The sequence below is a fragment of the Lonsdalea britannica genome, assembly GCF_002111595.1.
Taxonomy (GTDB): Bacteria; Pseudomonadota; Gammaproteobacteria; order Enterobacterales; family Enterobacteriaceae; genus Lonsdalea; species Lonsdalea britannica.
Genome location: NZ_LUTN01000005.1, coordinates 40111 through 53992 on the forward strand (window position 1 = coordinate 40111; position 13882 = coordinate 53992).

Below are 13882 nucleotides of genomic sequence, written 5' to 3' on the forward strand. Positions count from 1 at the left end.
ACACAGTTAGTAATAGAAACCCTGAGTGAGACAACTGGTCAGCGGCTGTGCATCGTGGAATAATCCATCATCATGAATAAAAGCGCGTTTTCTGTACCGTTAGGGACAACTGACCGCCAACGTCGGCGACTTCGCTACGCCAGTGCATTATGCATTGGCGCTTTGCTGTTGCCGTTCCGCAGCGGGGCCGACGACAGTCAGCAGCAGCTCAAATCTTTGCAGCAAAATATCGCCGCTAAAGAGAAAAGCGTCAAAGAGCAACAACAGCGGCGCAGCGCTTTGCTGGAGCAGTTAAAACGTCAGGAACAGTCTATTTCGCAATCCAGCCGCCAGTTGCGGGAAACACGCGGCACGTTGGAGAAGCTGGCGCAGGAAATTAAAACCCTGAACGCCTCCATCGCCACACTGCAGTCGCGCCAGAAAACGCAGGAGCAACTGCTCTCACAGCAGTTGGATGCGGCTTTTCGTCAAGGTCAGCACAGCGGAATTCAACTCATTTTGAGCGGCGAAGAAAGCCAGCGTCGCGAACGTATTCTGGCGTATTTCGGCTATCTGAATCAGGCCCGTCAGGAATCTATCGTGCATCTGCAGCAAACCCGCACAGACCTCGCCCAGCAAAAAGAAGCGCTCGGCGATCGGCTGGCGCGTCAGCAGAGTTTGCTCAGTGAACAGCAGCAGCAGCAGAAAACGCTGGAGCAGGCTCAGGCGAACGCCAGAAGACGCTTGGCACACTCGAAAGCACGCTGGAGAAAGATCAGCAGCAACTGACCGAACTGCGTCAAAACGAAACCCGCCTGCGCGACAAAATCGCCCGCGCAGAACGGGAAGCGCGCGCGCGGGCCGAGCGAGAAGCCCGGGAGGCGGCGCGCGTCAGAGAAAAAGAAGATAAGGCGAAACGCAGCGGCACCCGCTATACCCCCACCGACAGCGAACGTTCTCTGATGGCGCGCACCGGCGGACTGGGAAGACCTGATGGACAGGCCGTCTGGCCAATTCGCGGTCAAACCCTGCACCGTTACGGCGAGCCATTGCAGGGCGAACTCCGTTGGAAAGGACTGGTCATCGGCGCGCCGGAAGGCACCGAGGTCAAAGCCATCGCCGACGGCAGCGTGCTAATGGCCGACTGGCTACAAGGATACGGTCTGATGGTGGTGGTTGAGCACGGCAAAGGCGACATGAGCCTGTATGGATATAACCAGAGCGCACTGGTGTCCGTTGGCGACAAGGTCAAGGCAGGACAACCTATTGCGCTCGTCGGCACCAGCGGCGGACAAAGCCAGCCGGCGCTCTATTTTGAAATCAGACGTCAAGGTCAGGCCGTTAACCCACTCCCCTGGTTAGGAAGGTAGTTTTGCGTCCATTCATTTTTCGCGTTATCTCGGCTATTACCCTATGTGGTCTGATGGTTCCCGCCTGGGCAGGCAAACTGTCTATCGTTATCGACGACTTTGGCTACCGCCTCCACAATGAACGTCAGGTGTTGGCCATGCCGACAGCCATTTCCGTCGCGGTATTGCCAAATGCCCCGAACGCGCGCGAGATGGCGACGGAAGCCCACCAGCAGGGCCGCGAAGTCCTGATCCATCTGCCTATGGCGCCGATGAGCAAACAGCCGCTGGAGCGAGACACTTTGCGACCGGACATGAGCAGCGAAGAAATCCAGCGCATTCTGCGTGAAGCGGTCGGTAAAGTGCCCTATGCCGTTGGGCTTAATAACCATATGGGCAGCGCCATGACCGCCAGTCTGCCGGGCATGCAGAAAGTGATGCAGGCCATGACCGTTTACCGGCTCTACTTTCTGGACAGCATGACGATAGGCAGCAGCCAGGCCAGCCGGGCGGCGGAAGGAACAGGCGTCAAAGTCGTCAAACGCAGGGTTTTTCTGGATGATACCCAGAACGAGGCCGACATTCGTCAACAGTTCAGTCGAGCCGTTGAGCTAGCGCGCCGCAACGGTTCCGCCATCGCCATCGGCCATCCGCACCCCAACACCATCCGCGTACTGCAACAAATGTTGCCCACTCTGCCCTCCGATATCGTCTTGGTGCGGCCTAGCCAGCTATTAAACGAGCCTCAGGAACCCCTGAGGTACCGACCTGTGCCGGTCTATACCGCCTCCTCGAAACACTCGTTCCGTCCGCCGCAACTGTGCCGGGCTAAACGCCCGTTGTCGCCGATGCCTCAACCGCAGGTGCTTAGCCAACTTAGCGAGAACATGAGCCACAGCGTGCCCGTCGTTTATCTCAAGCAGCGTTGGCAGACCTGGATGGGCGATCCCATCATCGGTACGCCGCCGGCAGAAAAATAATGCCAGGCTGTCCGCTGGAAAATGAAATGCTATGATAGCGCCCAATAGATAGCGTGAGGCACGGTGCCTCACTTAACAGCTTAGCAAGGGTAATTCCCATGATTATCGTGACTGGCGGCGCCGGTTTCATCGGCAGCAATATCGTGAAAGCGTTGAATGACACGGGTTACCGCGACATTCTGGTAGTTGATAACCTGAAAGACGGCACCAAGTTCGCCAACCTGGCGGATCTGGATATCGCCGACTACATCGATAAAGAAGATTTCATCGCCAATATCGTCGCCGGCGAGATTTGGGTGATATCGAAGCGATTTTCCACGAGGGCGCCTGCTCTTCCACCACCGAGTGGGACGGCAAGTACATGATGGATAACAACTATCAGTACTCCAAAGAGGTGCTGCATTACTGTCTGGAACGCAGCATTCCCTTCCTGTATGCCTCTTCCGCCGCCACCTACGGCGGACGCAGCAACAACTTCGTGGAAGAGCGTCAGTTCGAACAGCCGCTGAATGTTTACGGCTACTCCAAGTTCCTGTTCGATCAGTACGTGCGTGAAATTCTGCCGCACGCGGGCTCCCAGATCTGCGGTTTCCGCTATTTTAACGTCTACGGACCGCGTGAAGGCCATAAAGGCAGCATGGCCAGCGTGGCGTTCCACCTAAACCAGCAGATCCATCAGGGCGAAAATCCGAAGCTGTTCTCTGGTAGCGAAAACTTCAAGCGCGACTTCGTTTATGTCGCCGACGTCGCCGCCGTGAACCTATGGTTCTGGAAGCAGGGCGTCTCCGGTATTTTCAACTGCGGGACCGGCCGTGCTGAGTCATTCCAGGCCGTCGCCGACGCCGTACTGGATTACCACAAAACCGGCAGCGTTGAGTACATTCCCTTCCCGGAAAAACTGCAGGGTCGCTATCAGTCCTACACGCAGGCGGATCTGACCAAACTGCGCGCGGCCGGTTATGACAAACCGTTCCACTCCGTCGCTGAAGGCGTAGCCGACTACATGGCCTGGCTTAACCGCGACGCATAATCCTGCGTGACCGTAGGGGATCTCGAACGGTATGAAAATTCTGGTAATCGGCCCTTCCTGGGTTGGCGACATGATGATGTCGCACAGTCTTTATCGCACACTCAAGGCCGAACACCCGGATGCCGTCATCGACGTGATGGCACCGGCCTGGTGCCGTCCGTTGCTGGCTCGCATGCCGGAAGTCAATCAGGCGCTAGCTATGCCGCTGGGCCACGGCGCGCTGCAACTGGGCGAACGCCGTCGTCTGGGGGTCGCACTTCGCCCCCAGCGCTACGATCGCGCGTACGTCCTGCCCAACTCATTCAAATCCGCGCTGGTGCCGTTCTTCGCGCAGATACCGCAGCGCACCGGCTGGTGCGGCGAAATGCGCTACGGATTGCTGAATGACGTTCGCGTGCTGGACAAAACGGCCTTTCCGCTGATGGTGCAACGTTACGTCGCACTCGGCTATGACGCGAAGACCGTCAACAGCGCGAACGACCTCCCCGCGTCGCTGCCGTGGCCGCAGTTGCAGGTCTCCGAGGCCGAGATTGCGGCGGCCATCGCCGAATTCAGCCTGCCGGACGACCGACCGCTGATCGGATTTTGTCCCGGCGCGGAATTCGGGCCGGCCAAACGCTGGCCTCATTACCACTATGGCGCACTGGCTCAGGCGTTGATCGAACGCGGTTATCAGGTAGCGCTGTTCGGTTCGGCCAACGACCGTCAGGCGGGCGAAGATATTCGCGATACCCTGACGACAGAGGCGAAGACGTCCTGCTTCAATTTGGCGGGGAATACCTCGCTGGATCAGGCCGTCGTACTGCTCGCCGCCTGCCGCGCCGTGGTCAGCAACGACTCCGGCTCATGCATGTCGCCGCCGCGCTCAACCGGCCGCTCGTCGCCCTTTACGGTCCCAGCAGCCCCGACTTTACGCCGCCACTCTCCAAAGAGGCGGAAGTGATCCGCTTGATAAGCGGCTACCATCGCGTGCGCAAAGGCGATGCGGAGCAGGGTTATCACCAGAGTCTGATCGACATTCAGCCGGAACAGGTATTGAACGCGTTGGGAAAGCAGATGAATGAGCGAGGAGCGCAGGCATGAGAGTGCTGATCGTGAAAACCTCCTCCATGGGAGATGTTCTGCACACCCTTCCCGCGTTGACCGACGCTATGCACGCTGTGCCGGGCATCCAGTTTGACTGGGTGGTAGAAGAGGGATTTGCTCAGATCCCAAGCTGGCATCCGGCCGTTGACCGGGTGATTCCGGTTGCGATTCGCCGCTGGCGCAAAAATTGGTTCAGCGCCGCCGTTCGCCATGAGCGTTCAGCATTCAAGCATCTGCTGCGTTCCCGTCGTTACGACGCGGTCATTGACGCGCAGGGGCTGATCAAAAGCGCGCTGCTGGTCACGCGTCTGGCACGGGGTAACAAGCATGGATTGGACTGGAAGAGCGCCCGCGAGCCGCTAGCCAGCTGGTTTTATCAATACCGTCATCGGGTGGCGCGCGAGCAGCATGCCGTCGAGCGCATTCGTGAACTGTTTTCTATCAGCCTGAACTATCGCCGTCCTACAGATGACGGGGACTACGCGATTGCCGCTAAATTTTTGGCGTCGCCGCCAGAAGACGCCGGGCGTTATCTGGTCTTTCTGCACGCCACCACTCGAGATGAAAAGCACTGGCCGGAAGATCACTGGCGCGAACTGATTGGACGTATGCAAACCAGTGGTCTTCGCATCAAACTGCCGTGGGGAGCGGAACATGAGCATCAGCGCGCGCTGCGGCTCGCGGAGGGTTTCCCGCACGTCGACGTTCTGCCGCGACTTAATCTCGAACAGGTATCCACGGTATTGGCCGGAGCCAAAGCCGTCGTCTCGGTCGACACCGGGCTGAGTCATCTGACGGCGGCGCTCGATCGGCCAAATATTACGCTGTATGGCCCAACGGATCCGGGATTAATTGGGGGATACGGGAAAAATCAAATCGCCGTTGTCTCCCATGATAAAACGATGCGTTCCATAACCAGCGCCGATATTTTTTCCCGTTTGTCGCTCGATCAAAAACATGATTTCTAATTATAAAAAATGACAAATAAGAATATTCCACCTCATCAATGGGATACTTTAATGTCATGTTTAACTTTGATGATACAAAAACAGACGAAAGCAAAATAGGGAGCTGGAGATTCTTCCCAGAAGGTAAATATGTCACTATCGAGCCATAAACCCATTGCGCTATTTTTACTGGTAATCACGTTATTACTATGCTCTTTTTGGGCTATCCCCAGCAGCCTTTTACCTTTCCACCGGAATTTGCTTATTTACAGCGCCTTTGTCTTTTCGTTGTTACTTTTTTTCAAAGACCGACGTTTTTTGCAAAGTTTAGACACAGGTAAATTAAAGCACGTGCTGATTGTATTAGGGGTAATGACCGTCGTGACTTTGTCGTGTGCGCTCTTATTTTCACCCAATCTTCACGACACGCTGAGGGCCTGGCACAGTCAATGGATGAGGCCGCTCATGTTATTTATTTACGGGCTGGCCTTTTATTCTATCATCGCATTTAATTTTCCAAATCTGAGCTACAAAAAACTGATTACCGCCGTTATTTTAAGTTTTTGGGCACCCATATTCCTTCATATCCTGACGATTGCGTATATCTTCGTTAATTCCGGCACCATCATGTGGGGAGAAACTTATATATTTCCATCGCGTCTGGAACTCAGCTTTCAAATCAATTTGATTAGCATCATTATCTTTTCTGATCTGTTGTTACGTATATTGGAAAACCGCAGACTGCTGACGTTAAATACCGGCGTGGTCGTCGCATTGATTATTTCTAACGTCATTGCAACCGGGCTGGCCAATACCCGCTGGGGCACGGTCGGTATGATCTTTGGCATATTATCCATCAGCCTGGTGTTTATCATTAGAAAATTCCACGCGATTAATCTGTGGAAATTAAGCCTCTACGTACTGCTCATTATTTGCACGGTGGTCAGCGTCGGCCTGTTTTCCTACGAAAAAGATCCTCGCTGGAAAAGTATCAGAGAAGATGTCGAAGTGGGCTGGAATGCCCCCAGTAACAGCTTTTGTTTTATCTTTAATAGCCCGGAACGAGTCGTTCCGGTGCATGCGGACGGTACGCCGGTCAGCCACTCGAATGCATGTCGGATGGCCTATGTTCATCAGGCGACAGATTTTATCGTTGAGTATCCGCTGGGCATTGGCACCAGCAAAACGGCATTTTTACAACGGTTGCATGAGAAATATCATAATCCGCTGATCGATATCAGCCACAGCCATAGCGGTATTCTGGAATACGGTCTGCAATACGGCGTTCTTGGGATTTTACTGTGGGTTATGTACAACCTGATGATATTCAAAATATCCATCCGAGCGTTCTTTAAAGAAAACAAGACCATCGGCGTCGTACTGTTACTCCTTTCGAGCGGTTTTTTCTTCCGTTCAATGGTAGACAGAATATTATTAGATCATTATATGGAAGAATATATGTTCCTGAGCGGGTTACTCTTAGGCATTATCGCCTATAAGCCCAGTTCTTCCGGACAAACCGCTAACGATTGAAAGCAAACAGAATATCATTGATAGCAATGATGATATTCTGTTTTTCATTGCACACAGTGTTTTCAAATATATAATAACTTTAGATAAATTATTATTACATACAGGCCAACATGGAAAATATTCGAGAAATTAACAGGGTTGATAAGTCACATATCAAACTGAGCTACGTCACTCACTTTTATTGCAACCAAAGCGATATAGAATCCGTTACCTCACTGCTGCGCGAGTATGAGCAGTACTCCCCCGAGCTGCTGGACGTCATCCAGTTCGTCATCGTCGACGACGGCTCCCCGGTCAGCTACGACATTCCCGAATTCAACCTGAACCTCATCTGGATCAAGATCAACGAGAACATTCCATGGAATCAGGCGGGAGCGCGTAACCTCGGCGTCCTCTACGCCAAGTCCGATAAAATCGTGATGACCGATCTCGACCATATCATCCATGAAAATACGCTGCGCTACATGGCGGACAGACGCAATCCGGGACGCACCTTCTTTAAGCTCTATCGCAACTCGCCGGAAAACCCGCAGAAAATCTACAAAGGCCACTCCAACCTGTTCTTTATGTCCCGCGCCCGATTCATGCGCTTTTTCGGCTACGACGAGGAATTCGCGGGTAACTACGGCGCGGAGGATTATCGCTTCGTGAAATATCAGAAGTACCACGGCTCCATTCAGCGTTATTTATCAAAGAAATACCTGTGTTCAGAAAGGAATGTAAACCGTAATAAGTCATACCACACGTTGGAGCGCGATCTCTCGGCCAACACGCCCGTCGATGATAAAAAGAAACATGAGATCGAGACCTACGGCGAGGAGTTTGGGCACAGCAGGATGTTCCTGAACTTCAGCTGGAGCATCGTGAAAAACGTCCACCGCACGCCGCCAGCACGTAAGAAAAATACGCTCTGGAAACCGATGTGGTGGTTCAGATACCTGTTCGGTTTTCTGGCCCGCTAACTATAACGCCCCTCGACTTTCGTCAGGGGCGTTTTAACTGACCCGAAGGCACCGTCAACGACAGTCGTTGCAGCCAAAGCAGCCTTAATGGCTCACATCGTCAGCCGTCGTCTTTATCCGCTCAATGCGACGCTCGACCTTATCAATCACCTGCTGTGGCTTAATCGCCTCCATCACATGGCCTTGCTGAATCGCGAGATTGTTGGTGGCGCCATAAATCACATCGTGCAAGTCTGGATCCTGATAAGGGCCGGTGCTGTGCGGCTCCGCGGTCACAAACAGGCTAACCGTCGGTACTTTAAGCGCAATGGCAATATGCAGAGGCCCCGTGTCCCCGGTCACCAACACATCCATACCGTTGATCAGCCCCACTAACTCTTTCAGGCTGGACGAACCGATATGGTTGACGATGCGGGAGTGCAGCGCTGGGTTTAGCTGCTGCAACAGTGACTCAGCCAGAGGGCTATCGCCTGACCATCCCGTCAGTGCAATTTGGCAGGTAGAATTCGTGGTAAGAAAATGCTCGGCCACCGCGGCGAAATTCTCCATCGGCCAGCACCGTTCAGACGTCGAGGCACCCATCTGAAAGCCAATTACCGCTCCACGCCCGATGTTATCGGCTGGCGGCACCGCAAAAGGGATGCGCATACTGATATCGCTGACGTCCGCGCCCAACATAGACACCAGCGCCAGCTTGCGCTGAATCACATGGCCACGAAACCCGATGACATATCCCGCCAGCCAGCGATCCATTGGTGTGATTCCGTCAACATAGTTATCACGCAACACATATTTCGCGCCTGACATCACCGCGCTCAGATAATCATAAGGATCGTGTGAATGCAGAATGATGGCCAAATCGGGCATACCGAACTGTTGGATATCCCGAACCAGCTGAGGCAGCGTTTTGATTTTGGTGTTCCAACACACGACGTGCTGCCAATCTTCTCCACCTTCAACGAAGGCTTCCAACTTTTTATGCACCACCAGCGTGATTTTTGACTGGGGGTAGCGCTGACGCACCGCATGGATGGCCGGCGTATTGAACATCAAATCGCCCAGCGCGGTCGTAGAATAGATGACGATGTGGGAGAACGCGCTCTCAGTTATAAGCTGCTGCGCAGGCCGAAGTCGACCGCTGCAACGGGTATACATACGCAAAAACAGATCTACAAGTTTGAATTTCCAGCCTTTCTTCATCTAAACAGCCTTAATTCCCTGATAATATTCCGACAACGTTTTCCCCTTTGTTTTATCTGCCAGCCAGGCGAATAACGCGTCTAAGTCATGGTACAGCGTTTCTATATGCTGCTCTGTAGGAAACGTCGGGCTGCCTCCCGGCATAAATTCCGACGAATGGAGCATAAACTCCACATAGTCATTGCCCTCCGCCAACACCTTTTCCACCACCGATTCCATCTGACGCAAATTGCCGCCTTTAGGCCGTACCCAGTTCACGGAAGCGCTACGCTGTTTTCCACGCAGGCGATCGTACATCCGGGTCATCGCGTTAAGGAAACCACTGTGCTTGTATTGAATGCTCATTGGCACTTCCAGCAACGTGGAGTGGCCCGGCAGTGCAATGTTATTCGGGTCCATGAAGTAAGCGTGGTGCGGGAAACGGCTGTAGTCGGTGCCGCCTTGCCCGTTTGGGTCGCCCGGTGAAAACTGCCAATTCACACGCGGTGTAACGGAACAGTCAATCTCATAGCCGTATTCCATCAACAACTGAACGTAGTCTTCATTCAATGCCCAGCGGCCAGAACGATGGCTGCGGATTTTACGCTGGAACGTATCTTCGAGTAACGACGTCATGTACTCGATTTTCTGTCGCATCAGCGCTTTAGGGTATTCAATCAGATAAGGTTTATAGCGCCAATCATCCCCGGTCAGGTCAAACTCAGGCGGATTATTCCAGGCATGCAGATGCATCCCCACCTCTCCTTGGTCTCGGGCGATGACATCTCTGGCGAACTCGATGTACGCGGGATCTAAAGCCATCTCGTAATTCGTTAACCAAGTTGGTTTGAAACCGTATTTTTCACAGAGCTGCTGAAACCGCGGCAAATAATGAGAATTTCTTGTCGTAATCCTGTCATTATTTTGCCAAAGATTGTCTCCTTCCGTGTCGATCGTGATGATAAATGCTGGTTTACACATGGAAATAGCGCCTGATAATCTAAGGACATGACGTGACGTAAGTCGGTGACGCGGAAAGCCTAAACCGCGACTGTCGCCGTGAAAAGTAATTATTGTAACCGAAGATGTTGCTACACAGGTTAAATGGATAACCAAGTTCGTCGGGGATCAATAGTAGCCACTCATAGCGATGTCATCTAAAATCGCCTTCTGCTTGCAATGAGAAACGCCGCTGATGAATCACGCCACAGCCCATGCCGTCAGGCATATTCTGCTGATAAAATTTCGCCATCATGGCGACATGCTGTTAACCACCCCGGTTATCAACACCCTGAGTCAAACCTATCCGGATGCCCAAATTGATGTTCTGCTGTACCTTGAAACGCAGGACATGCTGGTCGCCAATCCACGCATCCATCATATTTACGCTATCGATCGCCAATGGAAAAAACAGGGGCTGCGCACCCAGCTCAGCAAAGAGTGGCAGTTGATCAGCCAGCTGCGTCATCAGCATTACGATCTCGTTATCAACCTGGCCGATCAGTGGCGAAGCGCCTTGATAGCGAAACTCACCGGCGCGCCGATTAGGCTGGGGTTCGATTTCGATAAACGTCAGCATCTGCTGTGGCGCTACTGCCACAGCGCTTTAGCCAGCACGGCGCCGCATGCGCACCAGCACACCGTGGAGCAAAACCTCTCTATTCTTTCGCCGCTGGGGATTTCCTCCGTCAGCACGCAGGTCACGATGGGCTATACCGCCGAAGACTGGGCGCAGTGTCAGGAAAAGCTGCGACAGCAGCAGGTCGACGGCCCTTACATCGTCGTCCAGCCCACCTCGCGTTGGCTGTTCAAGTGCTGGAGCGAAGAGAAGATGGCAGCGGCGATTTCCGCACTGCAGCAGGACGGACACACCGTCGTCGTGACATCCGGGCCGGATGCTAAAGAACAACAGATGGTCTCCAATATTCTCGCCCGCTGTCCGGCCGAGGGGGTCATCTCGCTGTCAGGTCAGCTGACGTTGCGCCAGCTGGCGGCGCTCATCGACCACGCTCGCCTGTTTCTGGGCGTTGATTCCGTCCCCATGCATATGGCCGCCGCCCTGCAAACGCCCAGCATCGCCCTATTTGGCCCTTCGAAACTTCATTTTTGGCGTCCCTGGCAGGCACCGGGAGAAGTGATCTGGGCCGGCGACTACGGCACGCTGCCCGACCCGGATGATATCGATACCGGGACACAACAACGTTACCTTGACCTGATCCCCGTTGAGGCGGTCACGGCCGCGGCACGGAGACAACTATCATGAGTCATTTTCGCCTCGCCATTGTGCGGCAGAAATATCGGCCGGACGGCGGCGCCGAACGCTTTGTGAGCCGTGCGCTGGAAGCGCTGGAAGAGGAAGATTTACAGCTGAACGTCATCACGCGTCAGTGGCAGGGTGAAAAGAAGCCGGACTGGCATTTGCACCTGTGTAATCCTCGCTACTGGACCAGAGTCGGACGTGAGCGTGGATTTGCCGACGCTGCCCGCGCGCTGTGGCAGCAAGAACAGTTCGATTTGGTACAAAGTCACGAGCGCATCGCAGGATGCGACATTTATCGGGCTGGTGACGGCGTTCATCGTCGCTGGCTGATGCAGCGCGCGCGTTTGCTGCCCGCCTGGCGCAAACCGCTGCTTTTCTCCAACCGCTTCCATCGCTACGTCATGCAGGCGGAGGGCGAGATGTATCGGGCGCCGCAGCTAAAAGCGGTCATCTGTAACGCAGAACTGATTAAACAGGAAATTATCGAAGATTTCGGGCTCAGCGCAGACAAGATCCACGTAATTTACAACGCTATCGACAGCACGCGCTTTTTACCCGCTGAAGAGTCGCAGCGCCGGGCAATGCGCGTCGCTCTGACGCTGCCGCAGGACGCCTGCGTGATGGTCTACGTCGGCTCAGGCTTCGAACGTAAAGGACTGGCGGCGGCCATCCGGGCCATTGCCGGAACGAACCGCTACCTGATCGTTGTCGGGCAGGATAAGGCTGAACGTCAATACCGGGCGCTGGCCGCATCGCTGGGATGCGAGTCGAGAGTACGCTTTACCGGTATGCAGAAAGATCCACAGCCTTACTATCATGCCGCCGACGGTCTGCTGCTGCCTACGCTCTACGACCCCTTCCCCAACGTGATTCTGGAAGCGATGGCCTGCGGGCTGCCGGTCATCACGACAACGACCTGCGGCGGATCGGAGTTTATCCGAGGCGGAGAAAATGGTTTCGTCTGCGATGCGCTAGACGTCCCTGCGCTGACCGATGCCGTTATGGCGCTGCCCGCCGCCGCACCCGGCAGCCGCATGGGCGCCGCGGCGCGCGCGCGCATTATCGACGCGTCGCCGCAGAAGCTCTCTCAGCAGCTGATATCGCTCTATCAAACCTTATTGGACTAACGCATGCGTATCTTAATGATCATCGACGGTCTGCCCGGCTGCGGCGCAGAAAAAGTGGTGTTGACGCTGGCGGCGGGCCTGGTCGCTCAACAGCACCAGGTTTCGCTTTTTTCGCTGCGCGACGTCTGCGAATACCCGGTGCCCGAAGGCGTGGATTATCAGACGATCGCCGACCACAGCCGTGCGCCCTGGCGCAAGCTCACCGAACTGCGCCGTCGCGCCGCGATGCTGGATACGGCAATCCAACGTGCGCAAACGCAGCAGGGTGCGTTCGACCTGGTGTTGTCAAACCTGCACAAGACCGACCGTATTGTGTCCCGCAGCAAGGCGCTGAATCCCGACAACGTCTGGTTCTGCCTGCACGGCATGTTTTCCCCGTCTTATCTCGGCCATCGAACCGGCCTTTCCCGCTGGTTCAAACGCGTTAAGATTCAGCGGGTCTACCAGCAGCGCAACATCGTTGCGGTATCCCAGGCGGTACTGTCGGATTTACAAAACGCCTTCCAGGTCCGCCCATCAGATGCGGCGGTTATCAACAATCCATTTGATTTTGAGGCGATCGCCGCACTTGCTGACCAGCCGTGCGAACGCGCGGGGACAGATTATCTGGTGCACGTCGGCCGCTTTCATCCCAATAAACGTCATGACCGCCTGATCCGCGCCTACGCGCTGAGCGGTATCGAGATACCGCTGGTGCTGCTGGGTAAAGGTAAGGACGAGGAAGTTCAGCGCATACGACAATTGGCCACCGAGTTGGGCGTGGCCGATCGCGTTATCTTTCAAGGATTCTGCGACAACCCTTACCCTTATATCCGCCATGCCCGCCTGCTGGTGTTGAGCTCTGACAGCGAAGGCTTCGGCAACGTACTGGTTGAAGCGCTAAGCTGCGGAACGCCGGTCGTCAGCACCCGCTGCCCCGGAGGGCCGGAAGAAATCCTGACCGGTCCACTGGCCCAGGGTCTGGCGGAGTTGTCCGACGACTCGCTGGCGGCAACGCTAAAATCGGTACTGGACTCTCCGCCGGAAATTGATAAGGCGCAGCTCGAGCGCTACCGCATTGACGCTATATGCGGAGCCTATCTCGCTCTCGGAACGCGTTAACCGTCCCACTCCTTGCGATAATGGCAAAGCGGCCGTGACGGGCCGCTCACACTCTTACGTCGCAGCCGCGACGTGAAGCAAAGTGACTCTCCCCCGCTTTATTCACATTGCGACGTCTCCCTTCGTGCTTTCAGGTGGTATCTGGATTTATCTGAAAGAGAGAGATATAACGCCCTTCCGGCTCAGCACCGACGGGCCGGCATTGTTCACAGAAAAATAGGCAAATAGAGACCTATTCTGTTTCATTTTTTTCATCGGAAGAAAATAGGCTGTGATGGGAAATCATATTGAGGACAGTTAAAGCGCTATTTTTTGCGATTAGCTTTCCCCTGAAAGAGATTTCACCTCG

At 54.5% G+C, this 13882-nt stretch carries 9 protein-coding genes and 3 pseudogenes; 10 read left to right on the forward strand and 2 right to left on the reverse strand.

Annotated features, from left to right (window positions below; genetic code table 11):
* Positions 1-72: 72 nt before the first annotated feature.
* The 7 genes and pseudogenes from envC (at position 73) to AU509_RS05720 (ending at position 7866) form a co-directional block, all read left to right on the forward strand.
* Positions 73-1349, forward strand: a pseudogene (envC, locus tag AU509_RS05690) (murein hydrolase activator EnvC).
* 53 nt (positions 1350-1402) lie between these two features.
* Positions 1403-2308, forward strand: a complete 906-nt coding sequence (locus tag AU509_RS05695; RefSeq protein ID WP_094117956.1) for a divergent polysaccharide deacetylase family protein — start codon at positions 1403-1405, stop codon at positions 2306-2308.
* A 98-nt stretch (positions 2309-2406) separates the two neighbouring features.
* Positions 2407-3338: pseudogene (gene rfaD / locus AU509_RS05700) on the forward strand (ADP-glyceromanno-heptose 6-epimerase).
* A gap of 31 nt (positions 3339-3369) precedes the next feature.
* Positions 3370-4421 (forward strand): annotated as a pseudogene (gene rfaF / locus AU509_RS05705) (ADP-heptose--LPS heptosyltransferase RfaF).
* A complete protein-coding gene (rfaC, locus tag AU509_RS05710; protein ID WP_094117873.1) occupies positions 4418-5392 on the forward strand; it encodes a lipopolysaccharide heptosyltransferase RfaC in 975 nt (324 codons plus the stop codon). Before rfaF ends, rfaC begins: the two are co-directional and overlap by 4 nt.
* 129 nt (positions 5393-5521) lie before the next feature.
* On the forward strand, positions 5522-6904 hold the full coding sequence (locus tag AU509_RS05715) for an O-antigen ligase family protein (protein WP_094117874.1): 1383 nt from the start codon (positions 5522-5524) through the stop codon (positions 6902-6904).
* Between the two features lie 110 nt (positions 6905-7014).
* Positions 7015-7866, forward strand: coding sequence for a glycosyltransferase family A protein (locus AU509_RS05720; RefSeq protein WP_085650762.1), 852 nt, complete (start codon positions 7015-7017; stop codon positions 7864-7866).
* Between the two features lie 84 nt (positions 7867-7950).
* On the opposite strand, the gene AU509_RS05725 is transcribed toward AU509_RS05720, so the two are convergent.
* Positions 7951-9066 carry a glycosyltransferase family 9 protein gene (locus AU509_RS05725; RefSeq protein WP_094117875.1) on the reverse strand — a complete coding sequence of 372 codons (1116 nt, stop codon included), beginning with the start codon at positions 9064-9066 and terminating at the stop codon, positions 7951-7953.
* A complete protein-coding gene (locus AU509_RS05730; RefSeq protein WP_094117876.1) occupies positions 9067-10026 on the reverse strand; it encodes a polysaccharide deacetylase family protein in 960 nt (319 codons plus the stop codon). It abuts the gene before it with no gap.
* Positions 10027-10237: 211 nt separating this feature from the next.
* On the opposite strand from AU509_RS05730, the gene rfaQ reads away from it, so the two are divergent.
* From rfaQ to AU509_RS05745, 3 genes are read left to right on the forward strand one after another with little or no spacing between them, the layout of a single operon-like run.
* Positions 10238-11308 carry a putative lipopolysaccharide heptosyltransferase III gene (gene rfaQ, locus AU509_RS05735; protein WP_094117877.1) on the forward strand — a complete coding sequence of 357 codons (1071 nt, stop codon included), beginning with the start codon at positions 10238-10240 and terminating at the stop codon, positions 11306-11308.
* Positions 11305-12432: a glycosyltransferase family 4 protein gene (locus AU509_RS05740; RefSeq protein ID WP_085650758.1), complete on the forward strand. Its 1128-nt coding sequence runs from the start codon at positions 11305-11307 to the stop codon at positions 12430-12432. Before rfaQ ends, AU509_RS05740 begins: the two co-directional genes overlap by 4 nt.
* A 3-nt stretch (positions 12433-12435) precedes the next feature.
* Positions 12436-13533 carry a glycosyltransferase gene (locus AU509_RS05745; protein WP_094117878.1) on the forward strand — a complete coding sequence of 366 codons (1098 nt, stop codon included), beginning with the start codon at positions 12436-12438 and terminating at the stop codon, positions 13531-13533.
* Positions 13534-13882 lie beyond the last annotated feature (349 nt).

Coding starts and splice junctions, on each gene's coding strand:
- AU509_RS05695 (WP_094117956.1), top strand. CDS start 1,403: ATGGTTCCCGCCTGGGCAGGCAAACTGTCTATCGTTATCGACGACTTT.
- rfaC (WP_094117873.1), top strand. CDS start 4,418: ATGAGAGTGCTGATCGTGAAAACCTCCTCCATGGGAGATGTTCTGCAC.
- AU509_RS05715 (WP_094117874.1), top strand. CDS start 5,522: ATGTCACTATCGAGCCATAAACCCATTGCGCTATTTTTACTGGTAATC.
- AU509_RS05720 (WP_085650762.1), top strand. CDS start 7,015: ATGGAAAATATTCGAGAAATTAACAGGGTTGATAAGTCACATATCAAA.
- AU509_RS05725 (WP_094117875.1), bottom strand. CDS start 9,066: ATGAAGAAAGGCTGGAAATTCAAACTTGTAGATCTGTTTTTGCGTATG.
- AU509_RS05730 (WP_094117876.1), bottom strand. CDS start 10,026: ATGTGTAAACCAGCATTTATCATCACGATCGACACGGAAGGAGACAAT.
- AU509_RS05740 (WP_085650758.1), top strand. CDS start 11,305: ATGAGTCATTTTCGCCTCGCCATTGTGCGGCAGAAATATCGGCCGGAC.
- AU509_RS05745 (WP_094117878.1), top strand. CDS start 12,436: ATGCGTATCTTAATGATCATCGACGGTCTGCCCGGCTGCGGCGCAGAA.